Origin of the sequence: Plantactinospora sp. WMMB782 (assembly GCF_049179135.1) — a bacterium.
Lineage (GTDB): Bacteria > Actinomycetota > Actinomycetes > Mycobacteriales > Micromonosporaceae > Plantactinospora.
On the sequence record NZ_JBMHMC010000007.1, the window covers coordinates 3945204 to 3969232 of the forward strand.

Consider the following 24029-nt stretch of genomic DNA (forward strand, 5'->3'; position numbering starts at 1 on the left):
TTAGTCCCCGACGACGATCCGTTCCCGCGACTCCAGGAGCATCCGGTGCCGACCCGACTCAACCCGTACCTCAGCTTCCGCGGCGACGCCCGGGCGGCGATGGAGTTCTACCAGCGCATCTTCGGCGGCAACCTGGTGGTGAACACCTTCGGCGAGTTCGGCACCGAGGGCGAGCAGAGCGACCAGGTAATGCACGCCATGCTGGAGACGGAGCGCGGCTTCACCCTGATGGGCTCCGACGTGCCGGCGGAGATGGACCACGAGCCGGGCAACGCCATCACGGTGAGCCTGAGCGGCGAGGACGGCGACGAGTTGCGCGGGTACTGGACCGCGCTCGCCGACGGCGGCATCGTGTCGGTGCCGCTGGAGCGGCAGATGTGGGGCGACGAGTTCGGTGCCTGCGTCGACCGGTTCGGCGTACCGTGGATGGTCAACATCTCCGCGCCACGCGGCTGAGCCGCCGGCTGCGGCGAGCCGGCTGTCTATGCTTGGCGACCATGCCCGAGGGTCACACCGTGCACCGGCTGGCAGCCCGGCACCGGGAGCTGTTCGGTGGGGACAAGGTGCTGGCCAGCAGCCCGCAGGGGCGGTTCGCCGAGGGGGCCGCGCTGCTCTCCGGGTCTGTGCTCGACGCCACCGAGGCGTACGGCAAGCACCTGCTGCACCACTACGACGGCGACCGGACCCTGCACGTACATCTCGGCCTCTACGGAAGGTTCGCCGACGGCGACGGTGAGCCGCCGGAGCCGGTCGGCCAGGTCCGGTTGCGGTTGCGCGGTGACAGGCACTGGCTGGACCTGCGCGGCCCGACCGCCTGCGAACTCCTCTCGCCGCCCGAGGTGGCGGCGCTGCGGGCCCGGCTCGGCGCCGACCCGCTGCGCGCCGACGCCGACCCCGACGCGCCGTACGCCCGGATCCGGCGCAGCCCCACGCCGCTCTTCGCGTTGCTGCTCGACCAGTCGATCGTCGCCGGCACCGGTCTGATCTTCGTGACCGAGGCACTGTTCCGGGCCGGCCTGCCACCCACCACCCCCGGCCGGGACCTCAGCCCGGCGGGCTGGCAGCGGATCTGGGCGGATCTCGTCGAACTGATGGGTACGGCGGTGCGGACCGGCCGGATCGACACTGTGCGTCAGCACCATCTGCCGGAGGCGATGGGCCGGCCGCCCCGGGTCGACCGGCACGGCGGCGAGGTCTACGTCTACCGCCGCGCGGCCCTGCCCTGTCACGTCTGCGGCACCGCCATCCTGCGCGGTGACCTCGCCGGCCGGAACTCCTACTGGTGCCCCGGGTGCCAGCCGGCGCCCCGCGCCCGCCGCCGGGCTTGACCTCAAGCTCTGTTGAGACTGGAAAGTCATCGCCATGAGTGTGACCGAGAACCGACCGGCGTTGACCGGTCGTGGACTGAACTGGTGGCAGGCGATCGGTGGCGGCGTCGTCGCGGTGGCCGTCGGCAACCTCCTCGTCCTCGCTGTCGGCAAGATCGCCGGTGCCTCGTTCCTGTACCGGGACCACAGCGGGGAGCACGAGGTGAACGCCGTCGGCGTGTTGGTCGCGTCGGTGCCGCCGCTGGTCGTCGGCCCCCGCATCCGGACGGTGAGCGCCGGACCCCTGTGGCGAACGCAGGGGTCCGGCGCTCACCATTCCGTCAGGGAGTGACCCGGCGAATGGTCAGGTAGCCCACCGCGGCGAGCGCGGCGGTCAGCAGCGCCGGCCAGCCGACGATCCAGGCGACCGTCGGCTGGTCGGCCAGCCAGCCGCCGACGGCCGGCCAGAGATCCAGCCAGGTGAACACGATGGCGACGAGCGCGAAGCCGAGCAGCATGCCGGCGGAGAGCAGCCACATCCCGTTGATCCCGAACCGCTTGTAGAAGACCGCGACGAAGATGCCGAGGAAGCCGAGCAGCACGAACGGCATCGTGTAGACCGCGATCTGGAGCAGCGGATTCAGGTCGTCGACGAAGTTCAGCCCGAAGAACCGCAGCCGGATGCCCCAGCCGTCGGTGGCGTCCTCGACGAGCTGGCAGCAGAAGAGCAGCAGGCCGAAGACGATCGACTGGACCACCAGGAAGAGCGCGGAGGCGAGGTAGAAGGTCCGCCGGATCACGCTCAGCGCCATGCTGAACGGCAGCAGTTGGGTGATCCAGTTGATGCTGCCGACGAAGACGACGATGTAGATCGAGACCAGCGCGCCCGTCGTCGGGTTCTCTTCCCGGTCGCCGATGGCCAGGAAGAGGGCGTAGTTGACGGCGAAGACCATCAGCAGCACCAGCCAGGGCCAGCCGAGGGTGTTCTGCCAGCCGACCAGCTGGACCCGGTTCACTGTCAGCACCCGGTTCATCGCTCGGTCTCCTTCCGGTCGGTCGCGGCGGCCTCGCCACCGGACCTGGCCTGTGCGGTGGTGAGCCGGACGACGATGTCCTGCAACGAGACCGCCGCCAGGTCCAGGCCCAGCTCCGCCGCCCGGGCGCGTTCGGCGGCGTCGAAGCTGCCGCGCAGGGTCACCCGGGCGTACCGGCCCAGCGTCTCCCGGTGCAGTTCCTCGTTGCGCGCCGCCAGTTCGTCGACGGCGGCGGCCGGGCCGGCGACGGTGACCACCTGGCCGCGCAGCGCCTCGGCGGTGGTGTCCAGCAGCATCCGGCCCCGGTCGAGCAGGAGCACGTGTTCGAGCAGTTCGCCGACCTCGTCGATGAGGTGGGTGGAGAGCAGCACGGTCCGCGGATGCTCGGCGTAGTCGGTGAGCAGGTGGTCGTAGAAGAGGTGCCGGGCGACGGCGTCGAGACCGAGGTACGGCTCGTCGAAGAGGGTCAGCGGGGCGCGGGAGGCGAGCCCGATGACGATGCCGAGCATGGAGTGCATGCCCCGGGAGAGCTTGCGGACGTGCCGGTCCAGCGGCAGCCGGAAGTCCGCCAGCAACGTCCGCGCGAAGTCCTCGTCCCAGCCGGGGAAGAGCAGCCGGGCCGATTCCAGCGCGTGCCGCACCTTGAAGTACTGCGGATAGGTCTGGCTCTCCTTGATGAAACAGACCCGGGAGAGCACCGCCTCGTTCTCGTACGGCGCCCTGCCGTCGATGGTCAGCTCGCCCGAGCTGGCCAGCAGCTGCCCGGTCATGATCTGCATCAGGGTGGTCTTGCCGGCGCCGTTGCGGCCCAGCAGGCCGTGGATCCGGTTCTCCTGAAGGGTGAAGCTGACGTCGTCCAGGGCGGTGACGTCGCGGAACCGCTTGCTTACGTGCCGGGCGCCCACCACCGTGCTCATCGCCCCTGCTCCCATCGGTCGATCATGCGCTTCAGCTCGTCGGCATCGATGCCGAGCTTGTTGGCCTCGGTGAGCAGCGGATGCAGGTACTGCTCGGCGAACTCCTCGCGACGGCGGTCCCGCAGCCTGGCCCGGGCGCCGGTGGCGACGAACATGCCGATACCTCTCTTCTTGTAGAGAATCCCGTCGTCGACCAACTGGTTGACGCCCTTGCCGGCCGTTGCCGGGTTGATCCGGTGGAACGCCGCCAGTTCGTTCGTGGAGGGCACCTGGCCCTCCTCGGCGAGCGTGCCGTCGATGATCGAGTTTTCGATCAGCTCGGCGATCTGCAGAAAGATCGGTCGCCCGTCCTCCATCAGCCGGATCCGCCCGCCGCGCCGTCGGCCCGGCCGGGCTTGGTCGGTTCATTACTCATGTAACTAACCATGTAACCAACGCCGTTCGTTGTCAAGGTCGGGCAGCCGACGGTGGAGGTTGCCCTGGACACATCCCCGGTTCCAGCGGAGGCGGTCGGGGTGGGACGGCCATAGGCTGCCGAGCTGATGCCGACGATCACCGCCGCGATGCTGCTGGCGGCGGTACTCGGGTTCGCCGTACTGCGCCCGCGACGGCTGCCCGAGGCTGCCGCCGCGCTGCCGGCCGCCCTGCTGGTGATCGCGGTCGGCCTGGTGCCGTGGTCGGCCGCCCGTGCGGAGTTGGCGCTGCTCGCGCCGACGGTCGGCTTCCTGGCCGCGATCCTCGTGCTGGCGTACCTGGCCGACGCCTGGGGCGTCTTCCGCTACGCGGGAACGGTGGCCGCGCGGTTCGCCCGGGGCGGCCGGGGCGGGCGTCCGGCGACCCGGATGCTCGCGGTGGTGTTCGGGATCGCCGCCGCGGTGACCGCGGTACTCAGCCTGGACGCCACAGTCGTGCTGCTCACCCCGGTGGTACTGGCCACCGCCACCGCCACCGGGGTACGCGCCCGGCCGCACGTCTACGCCTGTGCACACCTGGCCAACTCGGCCTCACTGCTGCTGCCGGTGTCGAACCTGACCAACCTGCTCGCCTTCGCCGCCAGCGGACTGACCTTCGCCGGCTTCGCCGCCACGATGGCGCTGCCCTGGCTGGCCGTGATCGCCGTCGAGTACCTGGTGTTCCGGCGGTTCTTCGGCGCCGACCTGGCCGCCCCGACCCGGCCCGGATCGGTCGAGCCGGTGCCGCCGCCCCGGTACGCGCTCGGAGTACTCGGTGCCACGCTGGCCGGGTTCGTGGCGGCCGAGCCGGTGCACCTGCACCCGGGCTGGGTGGCCGGGCTCGGAGCGCTGCTGCTCGGGGTGCCGCTTGTCGCGCGTACCCGGAGAGCGGAGCGGCTGCGGGTGGCCGGCCGGCTCGTGGCCGAGGCGCAGCCACTGTTCTGCCTCTTCGTCCTCGCCCTCGGCGTCGTGGTCCTCGCCGTACGCCGGCACGGGCTGGACGACCTGGTCGGCCGGCTCGCCCCGCACCGGGCCGACCTGCTCGGGCTGCTCGCGGTCGCCGGGCTCGCCGCGCTGCTGGCCAACCTGGTCAACAACCTGCCGGCGACCCTGGTCCTGGTGCCGGCGGTCGCCCACTCGCCCGGCCTGGTGTTGGCGGTGCTGATCGGGGTGAACGTCGGGCCGAACCTCTACTACGTCGGCTCGCTGGCCACCCTGCTCTGGCGGCGCCTCCTGCACCTGCGCGACGAGCCGCCGGCCACCGGCACCTTCCTGCGGCTCGGCGTGCTCACCACCCCCGCCGGCCTGCTCGCCGGGGTGGTCGCGCTCTGGGCGGCCCTGCACCTGGGCCACGCGGCCTGACGCCGATCCGCCGGGTCCGCGCGGGCTTCACCTCAGCCACGTCCGGGTCAGACGAGGCCGGGTCAGACGTGCCCGGGCAGCCGCCGGGTCGGACGTGGCCGGGTAGCTGCCGGGTCAGCCCAGCCAGCGGCGCTTCGGCGGGCGTACGGTCACCGAGCCGAAGACGACCCTGGTGTGCACCTCCAGCACCGGGCCGCCCGGCGGGGCGTCGCCGCGCAGCTTCGACTCCTTGGCACCGAAGATCGCCGTACCGGTCAGCCGCACCTCCACCCCCTCCGGCACGAAGATCGTGACCGAGCCGAAGATCGCGGTCGCCTCGATCGTGACCACCGGATGCGGGATGGTGCTGTCCTGCAACTCGATGTGGCAGTCGCCGAAGATCGACCGGGCCTCCAGCCGGGCCGGCACCGGCCAGCGTCCCTTCCGGGTCTCGTTGCCGAAGATCGCGACCAGCCGTTCCGGGGCCGGCCCGGCGACGGCGGACTCGGACCGGCGGGCCGGCACCGGAGCCGGCGGCTGGCCGGTCGGCAGGTCGTCGGTGAGCCGGGCCAGTTCACCCCGGGTCCTGGCGGCGTGCGCGGCGGTGGCCCGCTCGGCGTACTCGTCCAGGGTCAGCCGGCCCTCGGCGGCCGCCGAACCCAGCAACTCGACGATCTGCTCCCGCTCCCGGTCCGAGACCCGGATCCGATCGGCCTCGTCGATCCGGTCCGCCCCGTCCTGCGGTTCCCGCTCCATGGCCGCACAGCCTAGCGGTCAGCCGAGGTGGTGGGCAGCCGAAGCCCGGCGCCCTATGGCGGGCTCGACCGCAACTATCGTCCGGATCGACCGGTCAGCCAGAAGCTGAGGGCAGCGGAAACTCTTCGCCAAATTGCCAGCCGAATATTGGCAGAGTGACGAAAGAGTTGCGCTGCGTGCAAGACGTACGCAATACAGCCGATCGCCAACCAGTCCATCCAGCTGGTTACCTGTTCGATCCGGGATGTCACCGACGGTAACGCTTCCAGTGACAGAAAGATGGGATTGACGAGCTGGATGATCAGGTCATGCACGGCTGCAACTTACCGCAGCTTCCGTCGGGTTTCAACCGAGATCCCTACCCCTTTGGCGACATAACCGCTTTGGCGACAAGAAATCTAGACTTGTCAATACAAAAACTAAATTGCTGGATTTTTGCATTTCGTCTGGCCCTGCGAGGCTGCGTCGTGGATGTCGGGTCTCCGGCGAGCGGACGGTAGAGTGTTTGGTCACGGGAATGATCGAGCAGAGTGGCTCACATCTGATCATTCGTGGTCCGGATGCGCCCAGTCCGGGGATGACGGAGATCGCCATGCAGGATCAACTCGTTCTGGCCATTGCCACCGCCTTGGCGGCCAAGGGTGGCGAGGCGCTGATCATGAGTGGTGGCAGCGCACTCGGTCGGCTCTATCGGTTGCTGCGCGACCGTTTTCGAGCGCAGGGGAAGGAGGTGGGCGACCTGGTGGCTGGCGGGGACGAACCAGGTGCGATAGATCGAATCCGGCTCGCCGAGAAGATCAGCCAGCTGTTAGCGGACGATCCCGATCTCCGCGGCGAGGTCGAAAGGCTCTGGCGGGCTGCCGAGCCTGAGGTGTCGGCGCAACCCGCCGCTGTGATCAACCAGTTCAGCGGCACTGCTGAGCGGGTGGTGCAGGCCCGGGACATCCGGGGTGACGTCTCCTTCTGAGATGTTCTAAGGCCGATGTGCGGAGGTGTCCGTGCGACAGCGATCCGATCGGGACCCGGAAATCAGTGAAGCCCGAGGATCTGGTTCCGGGACTTCCAACATTATGTCTGGGACGGTATGCGGGCCGAGCCTCCAGGTCGGCTCGATCTCCGGTGACATACATATTCACGCAACCCCGGACAACCGTTCGGCAATTCCACGTCAGCTTCCGGTTCCGACGTCGAACTTCGTCGGCAGGGTCCCGGAGTTGACCGAGCTCGACGAAATACTCGGAAGCGAGACGTCGGGCCTTGCGATCCTCAGCGGTCCCGGTGGCGTTGGTAAGACCGCCCTGGCTTCTTATTGGGCGGAGAATTCACGGAAGAGTTTTCCCGACGGGCAGCTGTATGTCGATCTCAACGGCTTCGGTGCCGGCGATCCGGTCGATCCCGGCGAAGCCCTGGGTGACCTTCTCCACGCACTCGGCACGCCAGCCGAGCGGCTGCCGGTGACGCTGGCCGAGCGGCGGGCGCTGTACCGGTCGACGACCGCCGACCGGACCCTCCTGGTGGTCCTGGACAGTGCGCACTCGGTCGCCCAGGTGCGGGCACTGCTACCCGGAGGGCGATCCAAGGTGCTGGTCACCAGCCGGGCCCGTCTGGTCGGGTTGGTGGCCGAGGGCGGGCGTCTCATCGAGCTGACCCCGCTGAGGCCGGCCGAGTCCGTACTGCTGCTGTCCCGGGCAGCGGGATCGGACCGGATGGACCGCGAGCCGGACGACGCCGCCCGGCTCGCCGAAATCTGCGGAGGACTGCCGATCGCACTCTGCGTCGTCGCCGCCCGGCTGGCCGCCCGTCCACGACTCTCGGTGGGCCGGATGGCGCGGGACCTGTCCACCGAGGCGGACCGGTTGCGTCAACTGTCGAAGGTGGATGGGCTTTCGGTGCAGGCGACCTTCGACATGTCGTACCGGTCCCTGCCGGCCGAGGCGGCGGCGGTCTACCGGCGGATGGCGTTGCACCCCGGCCTGGAGTTCGGCATCGGGGTCGTGGCGGCCGTGTTGCCGGTGCTCCTTCCAGACGACATCGGCCCGGGAGGGTCTGCTGAGCCGTACGCCGACCCGGCCGGGCGGTCCGAGGTCGCGGCCGACCTGGTCGAGGTGCTGCTCGAGGCGAGCCTGCTCGAGGAGATCGCCGAGGATCGATTCAGGTACCACGATCTGATACGGCTCCATGCGCGGCAGAAGGCGCGGACGGACGAGCCGGAGGCGGAGCGCCGGATGACGGTCCGCAGGTTGCTGGAGTGGTATTTGGCGGCGGCGGCACGGGCCGACAAGACGCTCACCCCGTACCGGCGACGGCTGCCTTACGACTTCGTCGGCCAGCCCCGCGACCTGCCCCGGCTTCTGGACCGGGAGTCGGCGTTGGCGTGGTTGGACCGGGAGCGGGTCAACCTCTTCGCGGCGGGGCGCACGGCCCTGCAACACGGCCATGCCTTGTTGGCCTGGCAGCTCTCGGATGTGGTCTGGCCACTTCTGCTGTATCGGAAGCACTACATGGACCGGTTGGAGGTCGACCGGTGCGGCGTCGAGGCGGCACGGGCGTTTGGTGATGCCTGGGCCGAGGCGGTGATGCTCAAGCGACTGGGCCGGGTGCTCAGCAAGTTCGGCGACAACGAGGGTGCGGAGCGCCACACCCGGGAGGCTGTCCTTCGCTACCAACAGGCCGATGACCTCCGTGGCCGTCTCGACGCCGAGGCCGGCTTGGCCGCCCTGTACCGCGAGTCGGGACGGACGACAGAGGCGGTGGACCTTCTCGTCCGGCTGGTCGGAGCCAACCGAGAATTCGGCGACGACCGGAACACCGTGCTCACCCTGATCAACCTGGGTACCCTGCTCGTCGAACTCGGCCGACCGGACGAGGCGATCGGGTTTCTGCGTGAGGCCGAGGGCATCTTCGCCGAGCTGGACGCGGTCGACCCGTACAACGGTGCACGGGCTCTGATCGCTCTCGCCGGTGCTCTGCTCGGCGCGGGCGACCTGACCGCGGCCGAGCGGGCCGCGACCGAGGCGGCCCACCGGATGCGGGACCTCGGCTCCGAGCACGAGTATGCGGAGGCGCTCGTCCAGCTCGGACGGATTGCGCGACGGCACGGGGATGCCACCGCCGCGCGGAAGCACCTTGAACGGGCAAGGGCGATCTTCGTACGGCTGGATTCGTCACGAGCGACCGAGGTCGATCGGCGTCTGACCGAACTGGGACAGAGCCCGGACGGGGACGCCCTGCCGTCGCCCTCGCCGCCAGCGGGCGGGTTGGCTGTGCAGCCGGAGCCCGGCGCTCGCGGCGAGCCTCCGTCCGGCTGAGCTGGCGAGGTCGACGCCGAGCGACCAGTGCAGGTAGATCCAACCGGCAGCCTCCTCCACAGTCGGAGGGTCGGGTGGGGGCGCACCCGTTCCGGTAGGGCCGTGCCCGGACAAGGCGTTGCGGGCTGGTTGGTCGAGCGTGAGGGTCAACAGCAGGCCGTCGCGTAGCCCGGCGGCGAGCCGGAGACGGCCCTGGAAGGGATGCGCCGGCTTCCCGTCGATCCCGATCCCGATCCCAGCTCCGGTTGCGGTTGCGGTTGCGGCGTACCGGCCGGTCTCTTCGATCAGGTCGGCGGACATGGTGCCGGTATCGTCGGAGATCGACAGGACCAGCGTCAGACCCGGGTACCGGGCGAAGAGGTCCGCGCAGTGGTCGGCAGGGGGTCGCCGGCACTCGACCTCGATCAGTACGTCTGCCAGGGCTGCTCCTCCGCGCTCGACCCTGGAGGGGCCGATCCACGCGATCACCGGCTCCGGCGTCTCGGTCACGACGACTGCTCCGGGCGCACCCGGGGTGTCGGCACCGGAGTCGGTCGACGATGCCGCCCCGGCTCGCCCAGCCCGAGCAGCCGGTACATGGTCTGTCGGAGCACGAGGCCGGCCTGGCCGGGTCGGGATGTGAGCCGGGCCGCCACCGTCGCCGGGTCGACGGGGCTTACCGCGCGGAGCTGGTCGAGCAGTGGCCTACGTGGATCGAGCCGATCCGCACCACCGATCGTCGCCTCCTGGGCCGAACCGGCGGTCACGGCGCTCAAACCGGGCGCGAGGTGCAGGACATTACGTCCCAGCGCCGCCGCGTATGTGGTCACGGAGCCGTGGTCACCGACGACGTGGTCGGCGGCTACGACGACACTCCGCCAGTCGTCCTCCGGATCGGGCAGTATCAGCCCGGCCTCCCGGCAGCTCCGCAGCCAGGCCCGGACCTGCCGGCGGCCGTGCGCGCACCAGACTGCCGGATGCAGCAGTGCGGCGACCCGGAACCGTTGCTCGGGAAGTTGCTGCATGATCAGCGGCAGCAGGTCGGGCTGGTTGCCGAAGAGCCCGGTCCGTCCCCAGGTCGAACTGACCACGACCAGTTCACGATCGTCATCGACGCCGAGCGCCTTGCGGTACCGGGCCCGCTCGGGCAGGCTCGCGACGAGCCGGTCGAAACAGGGATCCCCTGCCACCACCGCGACGGGTACCGCATCCGGGCACTGCCGCCGCAGGATGTCGAGTTCATGGTCATGCGAGAGTGCGATCGCGGCAGGTAACACCTCGCCGTCGCGGGTCAGCCGCTGCGGGTCGAGCCCGTAGACGGGAGCCGTGGTCAGGACCGGTCCGCGTCGCCCGGACGGTCGGGTTGCCTTCCCGTGCCCAGCTCCGTGTGCCATGACCAGCGCCGGAGCGTGCAGTTCCGCCAGGCCGCCGTACGAGGCGGTGAGGGCGAGGTCGAACCTCTCCCGTACGGCCTGTGGCCAGGGCAGTAGGAGGGCACCGATCTGTTGCAGGTGCTGTGCCACACCCCGGTTGAAGGCGTCGGGCGGAACGGTGAAGACCGTCTGGATCCGAGGGTCCTCCTCCAACAGTTCGACGACATCCAGAAGGCGGTGACAGCTGGCAATGGTGTGTGCGACGATCAATACACTCCGGCAACCGGTTCGGCTTACCCATCGGGACGCCTCGACGCCAATCGGGACCCGTGACCATTCATGGGTACTCATCTCATCAACTCCCCATCGTCGTGCTGCCGACCATGGGAGGGTCGATGACATCGTTGACGATCCACTTGCAGGATGGCTTGCAGTCGGCTTGCAGTGTCCACATAGCGGAATGTCGGAAGTTTGACGATGGGAATCTGGCTTGGTCGGTGTGTTCGTGGGGAAGAAACTGAGAAAGGGTAAGTCGGTCCGACGGAGGGACGACGCCCGTGGAGTTCGTGATACTCGGCCAGACAGCCCTGAGCGCAGGTGGGCGGGCTGTGTCGCTGGGTGCGGCAAAACAACGCGGCCTCCTTGCTGTCCTTCTCTATCGACCTGGCTCCGCAGTACCGGTGGACGTGATTGTCGATCATTTGTGGGGTAACCGTCCGGTCGATGCGTGTCGAGGCAGTCTGCATGCTCTGGTCAGCCGCAACCGCTCTGTACTAAGGGCGGCAGGTCTGCCGAACGCCCTCGCCCGAACGCCTGGTGCAGACGCGTATCGGCTCGATGTCGACCCGGAACTGGTCGACTACCACCGATTCTGCCGACTGGTGGACAGGGCCCGAAGGAGCACTGACGAAGGCGATCACGAACGGTCGACAAAATTACTGAGCACGGCAGTGGATCTGTGGCGTGACGAACCACTGGCCGATCTTCGCGGCGCCAGTTCCGAACACATGCGCCGGACGATGAAGGAAAAGTTCCTGGCGGCGCACCTGCTGCTCGCCGCCAGCCACACCCGAATTGGCCGATACGACGAGGTGATACGCCGACTCGAACCGCTGCTGTTGACCTACGACGTCGATCAGGCGTTGGCCCGTCACTGGATCACAGCGCTTTACGCGAGCGGACGCGAGGATGAGGCCCGGCGCTTCTCGATCGATTTCCGGCACCGGTTCAGGCGGAAGTTGCGCACCGAGCCGACGATCGATCTGCCGTCGCTGCACCTGCGGCCCCGGTCGGCCCGCGGCGGAACCACCCGTAACGGGTCGGAGGACCCGGCGGGATTTCGCCCGCCGCAGCAGCTTCCCGCCGACATCTCCGACTTCACCGGTCGACGCGACGTACTGGTCGAGCTGGACGCGGTGGTACGGGCACCGGCTGCGGGCAGTCAGGTGGTGGTGGTCACCGGCATGCCGGGAGTGGGCAAGACGACCCTGGTCGTGCATTGGGCGCACCGGCACCGCGACCGCTTTCCCGACGGGCAGTTGTACCTCGATGCCGATGGGTACGGCCCGACGCCGCCGGTCACCCCGGAGGACGCCCTGGGACGGTTCCTACGGGCCCTCGGTGTTCCCGCCGACCGGGTTCCACCAGGTGGTGAACAACGCCGGGAGCGGTTCAACCAGTTGCTCGCCGACCGGCGGGTGCTGATCGTGCTGGACAACGTCCGCAACTCGGACCAGGTACGACCCCTTCTCCCCACGGCCGAGGGGTGTGTCACCGTGGTCACCAGCCGGACTCGGCTGATCAGCCTCACTGTTCGGCAGGGCATCCGCAGCCTCGTCGTGCCACCGCTGTCCGATGAGGACCGCCGCACGCTGCTGAGCCGGGTGATCGGCACCGTCCGGACCCGGGACGAACCCGGGCCGACGGAGACGCTGGCACAGTTCTCCGACGGGTTGCCGCTGGCGCTGCGGATCATGGGTGAGCAGATCACCGCCCGTCCCCGGGCCAGCATCGCCGAGATGGTCGACGAGTTGGGGGCTCGACTGCTGGACTCGCCGGACGACGACGAGGACGACGCCAAGCTGAGCACGGTCTTCGCCTGGTCGTACAACGAACTGGACTCGCCTGCGGCCCGGTTGTTCCGACTGCTGGGTCTCCACCTCGGCCGGAACATCAGTCCTGCGGCCGCCGCCGCGCTGCTCGGGACCGAGCCGAGGCACGCGGAGCGGCTCCTCGACGGGCTCGCCAAGCGCCACCTTGTCAACTACGACACCGCCAGCCGGTACCAGCTACACGATCTGCTGCGACGTTACGCCGCGCACCGGGCACAGCAGGAGGAGCCTGCACAGTGCCGTCGGGCGGCACTGTGCAGGCTGCTCGACTGGTATCTGCTTTCCGCAACCAACGCGGCCCGGGTGCTGACCCCACACCGTCGTCCGGTACCGGATCTGCCCGAGCCGGATGCTGTCGAACCCCTGCGGTTCGGCGGCCCGGCTGAGGCCCAGCGCTGGTGCGAGGCAGAACGCGCCAACCTGGCCGCCATGGTCCGATCCGCTGCGGACAACGGATTCCACCGGCACGCCTGGCAGATCCCGGGCGCGGTGCACGAGTTTTTCGGCCGGTACGGCCGACAGGACGACGTACTGGTCATGCACCAGATCGCGCTGGAGGCGGCCGAGACGGACACGCACCAGATCGGGCAGATCGGCACACTGAACAATCTCGGCGGGACCTACTTCGCGTTGCACGACTACCACCGGGCGGCCAGTGCGTTCGAGGCCGGGTTGCGACTTGCCCGGCGGCTCGGCGCGAGCGGCCCGATCAACGTCTGCTCGCACAACCTGGCGAATGTGTACCTCAAGAGTGGCGATGTCCACAAGGCGGTCGGCATCTTCAAGCGGGTACTGACGGGTTGCCGGGAAGGCGGGGATCTGCTCGGCCAGGCAGCGATCCTGCACCGGTTGGGCGACGCGCACCAGCAGCTGCGTCGGTATGACCAGGCCGCCTTGTGCTATCGCGAAGCGCTGGCCATCCGGGAGCGCCTCGCGGCCTGGCGCGACCAGGCGGTGACCCACGAGCGTCTCGCGGCGTTGCAACTACGGACCGGCGAACCGGAGGCGGCGCTGCGCCGCTGCGAGCTGGCGCTGGCACTCCAGGATCGGGGGCGGGACGATGCCACCCGCTGCGACATCCTGATCACCGCAGCCGATGCGGAACGCGCCCTGGGCCGCTACCCGGCGGCACTGGAACGCGCCTGCTCGGCGATCGCCCTGAGCGACGGTATCGCCGACTCGCGACGACGGGCGGCCGGGCTCGCGGTACTGGCCGACACCTTCCTGGCCGGAGGGGATCGGTCGGATGCGTACGACCACTGCCTGGAGGCGTTGGCGATCATCGGCGAGCTCACCGGATCTGACCTCGATCCCGTGCTCAACCGGCTACTGAAGATCGAGAGTGCGTTGGCTCCGGGCCCACCGGGTCAACGGATCGCGTCGACCGCCTTGCGGGCGGCGACCAGCACCGGATCCCAGACCGGGGCGTACGGCGGCGCGTAGCCGAGGTCCAGCCCCGACATCTCGTCGACGGTCATCCGGTTCCACAGCGCCACGGCGAGCACGTCGATCCGCTTCGCCGCCTCCGACCGGCCGACGATCTGGGCGCCGAGCAGCCGGCCACTGCGCCGCTCGGCGATCAGTTTCACCGTCATCGGCTCAGCCCCGGGGTAGTAACCGGCCCGGTTCGTGGACTCGACGCGTACCACGACGAACTCGAAGCCGGCCGCCGCGGCCTCGTCCTCGCGCAGCCCGGTGCGCCCCACCTCCAGGTCGCAGACCCGGGTCACGGCGGTGCCGACCACCCCGGCGAAGGTGGCGTACCCGCCGCCGATGTTGATTCCGGCGACCCGGCCCTGCTTGTTGGCGTGTGTGCCGAGCGGCACGAAGACCGGCTGCCCGGAGACCCGGTGCACGCACTCGACACAGTCGCCCGCCGCCCAGACCCCGGGGGTGTCCACCACCCGCATCCGCAGGTCGACCCGGATCGCCCCGGTGGGGCCGATCGGCAGGCCGGCGTCGGCGGCGAGCGCGGCGTTCGGGCGTACCCCGAGGCCCAGCACCACGACGTCGGCCGGGAGCGTGCCGTCCTCGGTGACCACGGCGGTGACCCGGCCGTCCCGGGTCTCCAGCCCGGTGACGCCGACCCCGCTGCGCACGTCCAGCCCCAGGCCGCACAGTGCCTCGCGGACCAGGGCGCCCATGTCGGGATCGACTGTCGACATCGGCTCCGGGCTCCGCTCGACCAGGGTGACCGACAGGCCGCGCTGGATCATCGCCTCGGCCATCTCGACACCGATGTAGCCGCCGCCGACCACCACCGCGTTGCGTGGCACCGGGTCGCCGTCCAGCCAGTCGATGAGCGCGGCGCCGTCGTCCAGGGTCTGCACCCCGAACACCCCGGCGGCGTCCGTGCGGGCCCACTCCGGCGTGACGGGGACGGCACCAGCGGCGTACACGAGCTGGTCGAAGCGCTCCCGGACCTCGCGCCCGCCGTTGGCCAGGTCCCGGGCCAGCACCTCGCGCCGGTCCAGGTCGATGCCGACCACCTCGTGCCGGAGCCGGACGTCGATCTGGAAGTCCTTCCGGAAGGTAACCGGATCCCGGCTGACCAGCTGGTCCACGTCGTCCACCAGCCCGCCCACCCAGTAGGGGATGCCGCAGGCCGAGTACGACGTGAAGTGCCCGCGCTCGAAAGCGACGATCTCCAGGTCGGAGGCGTCCCGGCGGCGGCGGGCCTGCGACGCGGCGGACATCCCCGCCGCGTCGCCGCCGACCACCACCAGCTTCTCAGCCATCCCGGTCGTCGCCCTTCTCAGCCATTCCGCTCGGCACCCCGGGTACGCCGGACCAGGTCGTCCAGCACGTCGGAGATCTCGTGCCGCTTCGCGTACGCGGCCCGCTGCCGGGCGGCGCCGGTGCCGTGCGCCTGCAAGCGGCTCAACAACGCGGTGACCAGGGGCAGGTCGCCGTGCCGTTCCAGGGCCGGCCGGAGCCGGTTGAACAGTCGGCGCATCAGGTGCCAGGCGGGACGCAGGCCGCCGTCGACCGGGTCGACCGCCAGCCCCTCCAGGCCATCGTGGGCAGCCCGCCAGTGGGCGGCCGTCAGCATGTGGTGCGGTACCCGGGGAGCCGGCCGGCCGGCCGCGATGTCGGTGAGCGCGGTGTCGACAAGCGCCCGGACCAGTGCCGCGACCAGGATCGTGTCGTCCAGGCCCGGACAGACGTCGCCGATCCGGATCTCCACGGTCGGATACTTCGACGACAGCCGGGCGTACCAGTAGAGCATGCCCTCGTCGAGCATCATCCCGGTGCCGATCAGGTCGTCGACCAGGCTCTCGTAGTGCGCGTGCGACTCCAGCCAGGGCGTCGGCGCCACCGACGGCCAGCGCTCCCAGAGCACCGAGCGCCAGCTCGCGTACCCGGTGTCCCGACCGGCGTAGAACGGCGAGTTGGCGGTGGCGGCGTGCAGCATCGGCAGCGCCGGGCGGAGGTGGTTGAGCACCTGCACCGCGATCTCCGGCTCGGGCACCCCGACGTGTACGTGCATGCCGTTGACCCCGGGGGAGGGGACGAGCGGCCCGAACCGCTCGATCATCCGGTGGAACCGTGGGTTGTCCACCAGCGGCGGCACCGGGCCGTCGACCGGGCCGGTACCGACCGCGACCAGCCGGACCCCGGCCGCCTCGGCCGCGTCGGCCAGTCCGGTACGCAGCAGGCCGAGCGAGTGCCGCAGCGCGCTCAGTTCAAGGCCGGGCGGGGTACCGATCTCGATCTGGCTGGTCTGGAACTCGCGCTGCACCTGCCCGCGCAGCTCGTCCGGCACCTCGGCGAGGACCGCCTCCACCGCCGGGGCCGCCGCACCGGTCGCCGGGTCGACGAGCAGGAACTCCTCCTCGACCCCGACCGTGAGCCGCTCCGTCCCGGCATCCGACCCGGCCTGCACGGGTACGGCCCGCCCGCCTCCCACCGGTGTGACCAGCCCGTCCCCCGCAGGTGCGGCCAGCCCGCCCCGCACCGGTGTGGCCGGTCCGTCGACCATCACCATCACCATCACCGCCCGTCACTCGGTCGACCCGTCACTCGATCGGATCAGCGTCGCTGCCGCGACCGGTTGGTTCATTACCCTCAGTGTCGATGCCGGGAAACTCCCCGGGGGCACCAATCGCGGCATCAGACCGTCCGGGTTACCGCCGCTGCCGCGTGCCACCAGGTCCAGGCGGCCCCGCGTGCCACCAGGTCCAGGCGGCCCCGGGTTGCTCGCCGGGCCGCTTGCCTGTGCCGATTAGCCTGGGCGCCGTGCCGGTGAGCGGATCGAGGTCCACCTTCGGCCGGGCGGTCCCGTCCGGCGGGGTGGCGCTGCTGCTCGGCTGGCTGGCGGTGGCGCTCGGCTGGTCGGCGTACGCGCTGGCCGTGGTCGGCACGCCCACCGGGCCGGCGGTGGAGTCGCTGGCCGGCGCCGCGGTGCTGGCGGCGGCCTCGCTGCTCACGGTCGCCCTCGCCGGCCGGCTGCCGGCCGGTCCGCACGCCGGCGTCGACCGGGTACGCCTGGGCGCCACGTTCCGGCAGCGGTCCCGGCGACTCGGTACGCCCCGCCAGCTCGATCCCGACGCGGCCGGTCGTCCCCGGCCGCGAGCACCCTCCGGGTACCCCTCGGCCGGTTAGCGGCGGCGCCCCGTCGAGCGGGGCGCCGCACCAGAGCGGAGTGCTCCACCCAGGCGGTGCTGCACCCGGCGGGAAATTCCGCTCGGGGCAGGCATTCCGCCCAGTGGTTGCGACCGCACATCGCCGCGCCGGCCGATTCCGCGTCAGTCAGTCCGCCCGGACGTCCAGCCCGCCGCCACCGTGTCCAACCCCTTTCTGGCTCGCCGGCCAGCCGGGCCGGTGGATCTGTCGGCGGCCGGGGCGTGACGTCGGGCCGTCCCGCCGGACCGGGGGGCACATCCCGGGTCCGGGCGTTCCGGAATCGAACCGAGGGGTCCCCGCATGCTCACCTTCGCACCACTCGACGGCGCGGTCGGCGCCGCCGCGCACGCCGTCGCACTGCTCGCCGCCCTGGTGGAGCCGGTCGCCGGGACCGGTGCCACCGCTGCGGCCATCGTGCTGTTCACCATCGGAGTACGACTGTTGATCTCTCCGCTGAGCTGGGCGCAGATCCGGGGCGAGCGGCGTCGGGCCGTACTGGCGCCCCGGATCCGGGAGCTCCAGCAGCGGTACCGGAACCAGCCGGCCCGGCTCCGCGACGAGTTGGTCGCGCTGCACCGGGAGGCCGGGGTCTCGCCGTTCGGCAACCTGTTGCCGGCGCTGGCCCAGGCGCCGTTCTTCTTCCTGATGTACCGGCTCTTCGCCGTCCCGGCCGCCGGGGCGGGCGCGGCTGCCGGGCCGGCCGGGCCCGGACTGCTCGCCGAGCGGCTCTTCGGGGTGCCGCTCGGCCAGCATCTCGGCGACGGGCTGGCCGGGGCGGCCGGCCCGGTCTTCGGGGTGCTGCTCGGACTACTGGTCCTGCTGGCCTGGTGGTCCTCCCGACGGCTGCGCCGGACCGCGGCGACCGGCCTGGCTTCGGTGAGCGGTCCGGCCGCTGTGGCCGATCCGGCGTCGGCGGCGCCGGGTGGACCGGCTGTGCGGCGTTCGGCGTCCGATGGAGCCGGTGCGGCCGGTGGGCCGGCGGGTGCTGCCGAGGTGCCTGGGGCGGCGGTGCTGGCCAGGGTGCTGCCGTTGCTGCCGTACGGGACGGTACTGGTGGCGCTGGTCGTGCCGTTGGCGGCGGTGCTGTACCTGGTCACCACCACCGCGTGGACCGCTGTGGAGCAGGTGGTGCTGCGCCGAGGTGGGGCATCGACAGGTGTTGACAGGAAAGGGCCCGGCACGTACAACTCCTGAGAGAGCGCTCTCTCGCCCCGCTGTCCCCGGTAGGGCTTTCCGTCCCCCCGTAGAGAGGCCCCCACATGAACACCACCCGGACCGTCCGGCCGGCCCTCGCCGGCCGGACCACCAGACGCCGGCTCGCGTTGCTGGCGGCCGCGTCGACGCTGCTCGCCACGGTCCTCGGCACGGTGACCGTGACCGCCCGCGCCGCCGTACCGCCACCAGCCTCCGGCTGGAGCCTGGTCTGGGCCGACGACTTCACCGGCGCCGCCAACACGCTGCCCTCGTCGGCCAACTGGATCATCGACACCGGCACCAGCTATCCCGGCGGCCCGCCGAACTGGGGCACCGGAGAGATCCAGACGTACACCAACAGCACCGCCAACGTCAGCCACGACGGCGGCGGCAACCTGCGGATCACCCCGCTGCGCAACGCCTCCGGCGGCTGGACGTCCGCCCGGATCGAGACGGTACGCAGCAACTTCAAGGCGCCGGCCGGTGGCGTACTGGCGATCGAGGGCCGGATCCAGATGCCGAACGTGACAGGTGCGGAGGCGGCCGGCTACTGGCCGGCGTTCTGGGCACTCGGCTCGCCCTACCGGGGGAACTACCAGAACTGGCCGGGGATCGGCGAGTTCGACGTGATGGAGAACGTCAACGGGGTCAACTCGGTCTGGGGCGTACTGCACTGTGGCGTCGCGCCGGGCGGGCCGTGCAACGAGTTCAACGGCATCGGCGCCCAGCGGGCCTGCCCCGGCTCGACCTGCCAGTCGGCGTTCCACACCTACCGCTTCGAGTGGGACGCCTCGGTCAGCCCCCAGCAACTGCGCTGGTACGTCGACGGCCAGCACTACCACACCGTCACCCAGGCGCAGGTCGGCTCGTACTGGTCGCAGATGACCGACCACGCCGGCTACTTCCTGCTGCTCAACGTCGCGATGGGTGGCTCGTTCCCGAACGGCGTGGCCGGCGGCACCACGCCGACCGCCGCGACCGTCTCCGGGCGGCCGATGCTCGTCGACTACGTCGCGGTCTACAGCCGGGGCGGCGGCACCAACCCGACCAACCCGCCGACCAACCCGCCGCCGACCACGCCACCGGCGGGCGGCACGGTCAGCGCGTACTCGACGATTCAGGCCGAGTCCTACAGCGGGCAGCAGGGTGTCGCGGTCGAGGCGTGCAGCGAGGGCGGCCAGAACATCGGCTGGCTGGCCAACGGCGACTGGGTCCGGTACGACCGGGTCGACTTCGGCAGTACACCACCCCGGGACTTCGTGGTCCGGGTCGCCTCCGGTGCGGGCGGCGGGGTGAGCGGCCTGGTGCAGGTGCGCCTGGACAGCCCGACCGGCCCGGTGCTGGGCAGCCTGTCGGTCGGCAACACGGGCGGCTGGCAGAACTGGCAGTCGATCCCCGGCAACGTCTCGTCGGTGACCGGGGTACGCACGGTCTACCTGACCTTCGGCAGCGGCCAGCCGGCCGACTTCGCCAACCTCAACTGGTTCACCTTCCGGCGCTGACCGCGAGAAGGTGCCGGGGCAGGGCGTCTCCGCGCGGCTGGGTAGCGCCGGAAGACCCTGCCCCGGCATCTCTTGCTTTAACAGTTAACCTTCCTAATAATTAGCGGACAGTCGATGGCTGTGCCTACCCGACCGCCCCGGTGGAGGAGCACATGAGACGCCGCAGAAGCCTTGTCCTGTCCGTAGTCGCCGGCCTGGTGGCAACCGTCGGCGTCGCCTGGGGAGCACTGCCGGCGTACGCGGCCGGGCCGACCGCGACCTTCGTCAAGACCGCCGACTGGGGGACCGGCTGGGAGGGGAAGTACACCATCACCAACGGCGGGACCAGCACCATGAACGGCTGGTCGGTCGCCTTCGACCTGCCCGCCGGCACCACCATGGGCAGCTACTGGGACGCCCTGCTCACCTCCTCCGGGCAGCGGCACACCTTCACCAACCGGTCCTGGAACGGCACGGTCGCCCCCGGCGCCTCGGTCTCGTTCGGCTTTCTCGCCACCGGCTCCGGCAGCCCGGTCAACTGCACGCTCAACGGCGCGGCCTGCGGCGGCACCAGCACCCCGACCACCCCGCCGACCACCCGCCCGCCGACGACCCCGCCGACCACCGCGCCGCCCACCAACCCGCCGACGGACCCGCCGGCGACCGGGCTGCCGAAACACTTCCTCACCGGGTACTGGCACAACTTCGACAACCCCGCCGTCGAGTTGCGGCTGCGGGACGTGCCCGCCGAGTACGACCTGATCGCCGTCGCCTTCGCCGAGGCGACCAGCACCCCCGGCGCGGTCACCTTCGGCATCGACCCCGGACTGTCCGCCTCGGTCGGCGGCTACACGAACGCCGACTTCGCCGCCGACGTGCGCACCGTCAGGGCGCGCGGCAAGAAGGTGATCCTCTCGGTCGGCGGCGAGACCGGCCGGGTCGCGGTCAACGACGCCGCCTCGGCGACCGCGTTCAGCGACAGCGTGCACAGCCTGATCCAGCAGTACGGCTTCGACGGCGTCGACATCGACCTGGAGAACGGGCTCAACCCGACGTACATGGCACAGGCGCTGCGGTCACTGCGCAGCCGCGTCGGCGCCGGTCTGATCATCACGATGGCGCCGCAGACCATCGACATGCAGTCGCCCTCGGTGTCGTACTTCAAACTGGCGCTCGACATCCGGGACATCCTCACCGTCGTGCACACCCAGTTCTACAACTCCGGTTCGATGCTCGGCTGCGACCAGTCCTTCGCGTACGCCCAGGGCACCGTCAACTTCATGACGGCGCTGGCCTGCCTGCAACTCGAAGCCGGACTCCGCCCCGACCAGGTGGCCCTCGGCCTGCCCGCCGGCCCGGGGGCGGCCGGTGGCGGCATCGTCGCGCCGAGCCTGGTCAACCAGGCGCTGGACTGCCTGGCCAGGGGGACCGGTTGCGGCAGCTTCCGCCCGCCGCGCACCTACCCCGGCATCCGCGGCGCGATGACCTGGTCGATCAACTGGGACGTCAGCAACGGCAACAGCTTCGCCCGGACCGTACGCCCGCACCTCGCCACCCTGCCCTGAGCCGAGCCGAGCCGAGCCGGCCGGCCGGCCGGCGGTACCGGCACCCGGCGCCGGGTCGTCAGTGTGTGCTGGCGGCCCGGCGCCGGCCGGACCGCCGCCGCACCTTCTTGACCACCCACAGCCCGATCATCACCGCGAAGACGGCCAGCAGCGCGTAGTCGAAGTAGCCGGCGTACCTGTCGATCTGCTGCCACCGCGACCCGAGCGAGTAGCCGAGGCCGACGAATATCGCGTTCCAGAGCCCGCTGCCCAGCGTGGTGAGCGCCAGGAACCGGCCCACCGGCATGTGGTTGGCGCCGGCCGGGATCGAGACCAGGCTGCGGACCACCGGGATCATCCGGCCGAAGAGCACCGCCCAGGAGCCGTACCGCTCGAACCACCGGTCGGCCCGTTCCAGGTCGTCGAGGTCGACAAGCGGGATCCGGTCGAGCCAGCGCTTGAGCCGGTCCTCGCCGAGCGCCGCGCCGAGCCAGTAGAGCAGTACCGCGCCGAGCACCGAGCCGGCGGTCGCGGAGACGGCCACCAGGACCACGTTCATCCGTCCCTCGCCGGCCAGGTAGCCGGCCATCGCCAACACCAGTTCGCTCGGCACCGGCGGGATGAGGTTCTCCAGCGCGACGAGCAACCCCACCCCGGGTACGCCGAGTGAGTCGATCACGCCGGCGATCCAGCCGGTCAGGCCACCGACCTGCGTCGGGTCCACGTCCTGGGCGAGGGCCACGGCGCACCCACTCCTTCGTCGGCTCGTCGGTCGGCTCACGGCTCGTCGGTCGGCTCGGGTAAGCCCCCGGATGAAGCGATCCCGTTACCCCGTTACCCCGCTGGTTACACCCCACCGCCCGGTGACCCGGCCGGCCGATCCGGTTTGCCGGCGCCGCGGATCGGAAAAGAGCTTCAGGCATGACGGACCGGTGGTATACGGAGGCGGTCGTCTACTGCCTCGACATCGACACGTACGCCGACTCGGACGGCGACGGGATCGGTGACATCCAGGGCCTCATCGGCCGCCTCGACTATCTGGCCCGGCTCGGGGTGACCTGCCTGTGGCTGCACCCGATCCACCCGTCGACGCAGCGCGACGACGGCTACGACGCCACCGACTTCTACGGCGTCGACCCCCGGCTCGGCACCCTCGGCGACTTCGCGGAGCTGCTGCACCAGGCCGCCAACCGGGGGATCCGGGTCATCATCGACCTGGTGGTCAACCACACCTCGGACCAGCACCCCTGGTTCCAGTCAGCCCGCTCGTCGCCGGACTCGCCGTACCGGGACTGGTACGTCTGGTCGGACCAGGAGCCGCCGGACCGGCACCAGGGCATGGTCTTCCCGGGTGAGCAGGACGAGACCTGGAGCTACGACCGGACCGCGAAGTCCTGGTTCTACCACCGGTTCTACCGGTTCCAGCCGGACCTCAACTTCGGCAACCCGGCGGTACGCGCCGAGGTCAAGAAGATCATGTCGTTCTGGCTCCAGCTCGGTGTCGCCGGCTTCCGGATCGACGCGGCGCCGTTCATCATCGAGCTGACCGAACCAGGCAACCCGAACTCGCCCAAGGACTTCGAGTTCCTGACCGAGCTGCGCCAGCACGTCCAGTGGCGGCGGGCCGACGCGCTGCTGCTTGCCGAGGCGAACGTCGAGCCCGACCAGCTGCACGTCTACTTCGGCGACAGCGGCGGCTCCGCCAACCGGCTGCACATGCTCTTCGACTTCATGCTGAACGGCCGGATGATGCTGGCGCTGGCCCGGCAGGACCCGGAACCGATCATCGACGGCCTGCGGGACACCCCGGCGCTGCCGAAGGGTGCGCAGTGGGCCACCTTCCTGCGCAACCACGACGAGATCGACCTCTCCCGGCTCACCGCCGAGCAGCGGGCGCAGGTGTACGAGCAGTTCGGGCCGGACGAGAACATGCGGATCTACGACCGGGGCATCCGGCGCCGGCTCGCCCCGATGCTCGGCAACGACCGGCGCCGGATCGAGCTGGCGTACGCCCTCCAGTTCTCCCTGCGTGGTACCCCGGTGCTCCGGTACGGCGAGGAGATCGGGATGGGCGAGGACCTGTCGCTGCCGGGCCGGGAGTCGATCCGTACCCCGATGCAGTGGTCCGGAAAGCCGAACGCCGGCTTCTCCAGCGCGCCCGCCGACAAGCTGGTCCGCCCGGTGATCGACGACGGGGAGTTCGGCTACGAACGGGTGAACGTCACCGCGCAGCGGCACGACGCGTCGTCGCTGCTGGGCTGGTTCGAGCGGATGATCCGTACCCTGCGCGAGGCCCCGGAGATCGGCTCCGGCGCGTGCACGCACGTCGACCAGGAGATGCCGCCCGGGGTGCTGGCACACCGGGCCGACGGTCCGACCGGCTGCATGCTCTTCCTGCACAACCTCGGCACCCGGCGCGCGGTGGTCAACCTGGGCTCGCTCTTCCCCGAGGCGGACATGCCGAACGACGTGCTCGCCGACCGGGACTACCCACCGGTCGGCAAGCTCGACGCGCTGGAGCTGGCCGGCTACGGCTACCGCTGGATCCGGCTGTTCCGCTCGGACTCGGTCGAGTAGTGGCCCCGGCGGTCAGGGCGGTCGGGCCC

General features: G+C 70.6%; 21 protein-coding genes. 12 read left to right on the plus strand and 9 right to left on the minus strand.

Annotated features, from left to right (window positions below):
• Positions 1-45: 45 nt before the first annotated feature.
• The 3 genes from ACN28A_RS20085 to ACN28A_RS20095 are packed head-to-tail and all read left to right on the plus strand — an operon-like array spanning position 46 to position 1659.
• Positions 46-456 carry a VOC family protein gene (locus tag ACN28A_RS20085; protein ID WP_421397048.1) on the plus strand — a complete coding sequence of 137 codons (411 nt, stop codon included), beginning with the start codon at positions 46-48 and terminating at the stop codon, positions 454-456.
• Positions 457-497: 41 nt separating this feature from the next.
• Positions 498-1328 (plus strand): Fpg/Nei family DNA glycosylase, encoded by an 831-nt coding sequence (locus ACN28A_RS20090; protein WP_421397049.1) that lies wholly within the window; start codon positions 498-500, stop codon positions 1326-1328.
• 34 nt (positions 1329-1362) lie between these two features.
• Positions 1363-1659 (plus strand): hypothetical protein, encoded by a 297-nt coding sequence (locus ACN28A_RS20095; RefSeq protein WP_421397051.1) that lies wholly within the window; start codon positions 1363-1365, stop codon positions 1657-1659.
• Here ACN28A_RS20095 and ACN28A_RS20100 read toward each other — a convergent pair.
• The 3 genes from ACN28A_RS20100 to ACN28A_RS20110 are packed head-to-tail and all read right to left on the minus strand — an operon-like array spanning position 1649 to position 3614.
• Positions 1649-2341: an ABC transporter permease gene (locus tag ACN28A_RS20100; RefSeq protein ID WP_421397052.1), complete on the minus strand. Its 693-nt coding sequence runs from the start codon at positions 2339-2341 to the stop codon at positions 1649-1651. The two genes, ACN28A_RS20095 and ACN28A_RS20100, sit on opposite strands and share 11 nt — an antisense overlap.
• A complete protein-coding gene (locus ACN28A_RS20105) occupies positions 2338-3258 on the minus strand; it encodes an ABC transporter ATP-binding protein (protein ID WP_421397053.1) in 921 nt (306 codons plus the stop codon). The genes ACN28A_RS20100 and ACN28A_RS20105 overlap by 4 nt, the downstream gene beginning before the upstream one ends.
• The gene (locus ACN28A_RS20110) at positions 3255-3614 is read right to left on the minus strand and encodes a GntR family transcriptional regulator (protein ID WP_421397054.1); all 360 of its coding nucleotides are present in this window, start codon (positions 3612-3614) and stop codon (positions 3255-3257) included. The genes ACN28A_RS20105 and ACN28A_RS20110 overlap by 4 nt, the downstream gene beginning before the upstream one ends.
• A gap of 186 nt (positions 3615-3800) precedes the next feature.
• On the opposite strand from ACN28A_RS20110, the gene ACN28A_RS20115 reads away from it, so the two are divergent.
• On the plus strand, positions 3801-5072 hold the full coding sequence (locus ACN28A_RS20115; RefSeq protein ID WP_421397056.1) for an ArsB/NhaD family transporter: 1272 nt from the start codon (positions 3801-3803) through the stop codon (positions 5070-5072).
• Positions 5073-5186: 114 nt separating this feature from the next.
• On the opposite strand, the gene ACN28A_RS20120 is transcribed toward ACN28A_RS20115, so the two are convergent.
• Both ACN28A_RS20120 and ACN28A_RS20125 read right to left on the minus strand, forming a co-directional pair.
• Positions 5187-5807: a DUF1707 SHOCT-like domain-containing protein gene (locus ACN28A_RS20120; RefSeq protein WP_421397057.1), complete on the minus strand. Its 621-nt coding sequence runs from the start codon at positions 5805-5807 to the stop codon at positions 5187-5189.
• Between the two features lie 74 nt (positions 5808-5881).
• Positions 5882-6121 (minus strand): hypothetical protein, encoded by a 240-nt coding sequence (locus ACN28A_RS20125; protein WP_421397058.1) that lies wholly within the window; start codon positions 6119-6121, stop codon positions 5882-5884.
• Between the two features lie 203 nt (positions 6122-6324).
• On the opposite strand from ACN28A_RS20125, the gene ACN28A_RS20130 reads away from it, so the two are divergent.
• Positions 6325-6774: a hypothetical protein gene (locus tag ACN28A_RS20130; protein ID WP_421397059.1), complete on the plus strand. Its 450-nt coding sequence runs from the start codon at positions 6325-6327 to the stop codon at positions 6772-6774.
• Positions 6775-7021: 247 nt separating this feature from the next.
• Positions 7022-9115 (plus strand): tetratricopeptide repeat protein, encoded by a 2094-nt coding sequence (locus ACN28A_RS20135; protein ID WP_421397060.1) that lies wholly within the window; start codon positions 7022-7024, stop codon positions 9113-9115.
• Between the two features lie 485 nt (positions 9116-9600).
• On the opposite strand, the gene ACN28A_RS20140 is transcribed toward ACN28A_RS20135, so the two are convergent.
• On the minus strand, positions 9601-10680 hold the full coding sequence (locus tag ACN28A_RS20140; protein WP_421397061.1) for a hypothetical protein: 1080 nt from the start codon (positions 10678-10680) through the stop codon (positions 9601-9603).
• A gap of 344 nt (positions 10681-11024) precedes the next feature.
• Here ACN28A_RS20140 and ACN28A_RS20145 point away from each other — a divergent pair, with 344 nt between their 5' ends.
• Positions 11025-14021 (plus strand): AfsR/SARP family transcriptional regulator, encoded by a 2997-nt coding sequence (locus ACN28A_RS20145; protein ID WP_421397063.1) that lies wholly within the window; start codon positions 11025-11027, stop codon positions 14019-14021.
• On the opposite strand, the gene ACN28A_RS20150 is transcribed toward ACN28A_RS20145, so the two are convergent.
• Both ACN28A_RS20150 and ACN28A_RS20155 read right to left on the minus strand, forming a co-directional pair.
• Positions 13946-15316 (minus strand): FAD-dependent oxidoreductase, encoded by a 1371-nt coding sequence (locus ACN28A_RS20150; protein ID WP_421397065.1) that lies wholly within the window; start codon positions 15314-15316, stop codon positions 13946-13948. The genes ACN28A_RS20145 and ACN28A_RS20150 overlap by 76 nt on opposite strands.
• A gap of 17 nt (positions 15317-15333) precedes the next feature.
• The gene (locus tag ACN28A_RS20155) at positions 15334-16560 is read right to left on the minus strand and encodes a carboxylate-amine ligase (protein WP_421397067.1); all 1227 of its coding nucleotides are present in this window, start codon (positions 16558-16560) and stop codon (positions 15334-15336) included.
• A 263-nt stretch (positions 16561-16823) separates the two neighbouring features.
• Between ACN28A_RS20155 and ACN28A_RS20160 the strand changes: the two genes are divergently transcribed.
• The 4 genes from ACN28A_RS20160 (at position 16824) to ACN28A_RS20175 (ending at position 21444) form a co-directional block, all read left to right on the plus strand.
• Positions 16824-17183 (plus strand): DUF6412 domain-containing protein, encoded by a 360-nt coding sequence (locus ACN28A_RS20160; protein WP_421397068.1) that lies wholly within the window; start codon positions 16824-16826, stop codon positions 17181-17183.
• Positions 17184-17504: 321 nt separating this feature from the next.
• Positions 17505-18398, plus strand: a complete 894-nt coding sequence (locus tag ACN28A_RS20165) for a YidC/Oxa1 family membrane protein insertase (RefSeq protein WP_421397070.1) — start codon at positions 17505-17507, stop codon at positions 18396-18398.
• Positions 18399-18463: 65 nt separating this feature from the next.
• Positions 18464-19900, plus strand: coding sequence for a carbohydrate-binding protein (locus ACN28A_RS20170; RefSeq protein ID WP_421397071.1), 1437 nt, complete (start codon positions 18464-18466; stop codon positions 19898-19900).
• A gap of 152 nt (positions 19901-20052) precedes the next feature.
• The gene (locus tag ACN28A_RS20175; RefSeq protein ID WP_421397072.1) at positions 20053-21444 is read left to right on the plus strand and encodes a chitinase; all 1392 of its coding nucleotides are present in this window, start codon (positions 20053-20055) and stop codon (positions 21442-21444) included.
• Between the two features lie 58 nt (positions 21445-21502).
• On the opposite strand, the gene ACN28A_RS20180 is transcribed toward ACN28A_RS20175, so the two are convergent.
• Positions 21503-22165 (minus strand): DedA family protein, encoded by a 663-nt coding sequence (locus tag ACN28A_RS20180; protein WP_421397074.1) that lies wholly within the window; start codon positions 22163-22165, stop codon positions 21503-21505.
• A gap of 179 nt (positions 22166-22344) precedes the next feature.
• Here ACN28A_RS20180 and ACN28A_RS20185 point away from each other — a divergent pair, with 179 nt between their 5' ends.
• On the plus strand, positions 22345-24000 hold the full coding sequence (locus tag ACN28A_RS20185; protein WP_421397076.1) for an alpha-amylase family protein: 1656 nt from the start codon (positions 22345-22347) through the stop codon (positions 23998-24000).
• Positions 24001-24029 lie beyond the last annotated feature (29 nt).

Excerpts from the sequence above, each read along its gene's own strand:
- ACN28A_RS20090 (WP_421397049.1), top strand. The coding sequence starts at position 498 with ATGCCCGAGGGTCACACCGTGCACCGGCTGGCAGCCCGGCACCGGGAG.
- ACN28A_RS20095 (WP_421397051.1), top strand. The coding sequence starts at position 1,363 with ATGAGTGTGACCGAGAACCGACCGGCGTTGACCGGTCGTGGACTGAAC.
- ACN28A_RS20100 (WP_421397052.1), bottom strand. The coding sequence starts at position 2,341 with ATGAACCGGGTGCTGACAGTGAACCGGGTCCAGCTGGTCGGCTGGCAG.
- ACN28A_RS20105 (WP_421397053.1), bottom strand. The coding sequence starts at position 3,258 with ATGAGCACGGTGGTGGGCGCCCGGCACGTAAGCAAGCGGTTCCGCGAC.
- ACN28A_RS20110 (WP_421397054.1), bottom strand. The coding sequence starts at position 3,614 with ATGGAGGACGGGCGACCGATCTTTCTGCAGATCGCCGAGCTGATCGAA.
- ACN28A_RS20115 (WP_421397056.1), top strand. The coding sequence starts at position 3,801 with ATGCCGACGATCACCGCCGCGATGCTGCTGGCGGCGGTACTCGGGTTC.
- ACN28A_RS20120 (WP_421397057.1), bottom strand. The coding sequence starts at position 5,807 with ATGGAGCGGGAACCGCAGGACGGGGCGGACCGGATCGACGAGGCCGAT.
- ACN28A_RS20130 (WP_421397059.1), top strand. The coding sequence starts at position 6,325 with ATGATCGAGCAGAGTGGCTCACATCTGATCATTCGTGGTCCGGATGCG.
- ACN28A_RS20150 (WP_421397065.1), bottom strand. The coding sequence starts at position 15,316 with ATGGCTGAGAAGCTGGTGGTGGTCGGCGGCGACGCGGCGGGGATGTCC.
- ACN28A_RS20155 (WP_421397067.1), bottom strand. The coding sequence starts at position 16,560 with ATGGTCGACGGACCGGCCACACCGGTGCGGGGCGGGCTGGCCGCACCT.
- ACN28A_RS20165 (WP_421397070.1), top strand. The coding sequence starts at position 17,505 with ATGCTCACCTTCGCACCACTCGACGGCGCGGTCGGCGCCGCCGCGCAC.
- ACN28A_RS20170 (WP_421397071.1), top strand. The coding sequence starts at position 18,464 with ATGAACACCACCCGGACCGTCCGGCCGGCCCTCGCCGGCCGGACCACC.
- ACN28A_RS20175 (WP_421397072.1), top strand. The coding sequence starts at position 20,053 with ATGAGACGCCGCAGAAGCCTTGTCCTGTCCGTAGTCGCCGGCCTGGTG.
- ACN28A_RS20185 (WP_421397076.1), top strand. The coding sequence starts at position 22,345 with ATGACGGACCGGTGGTATACGGAGGCGGTCGTCTACTGCCTCGACATC.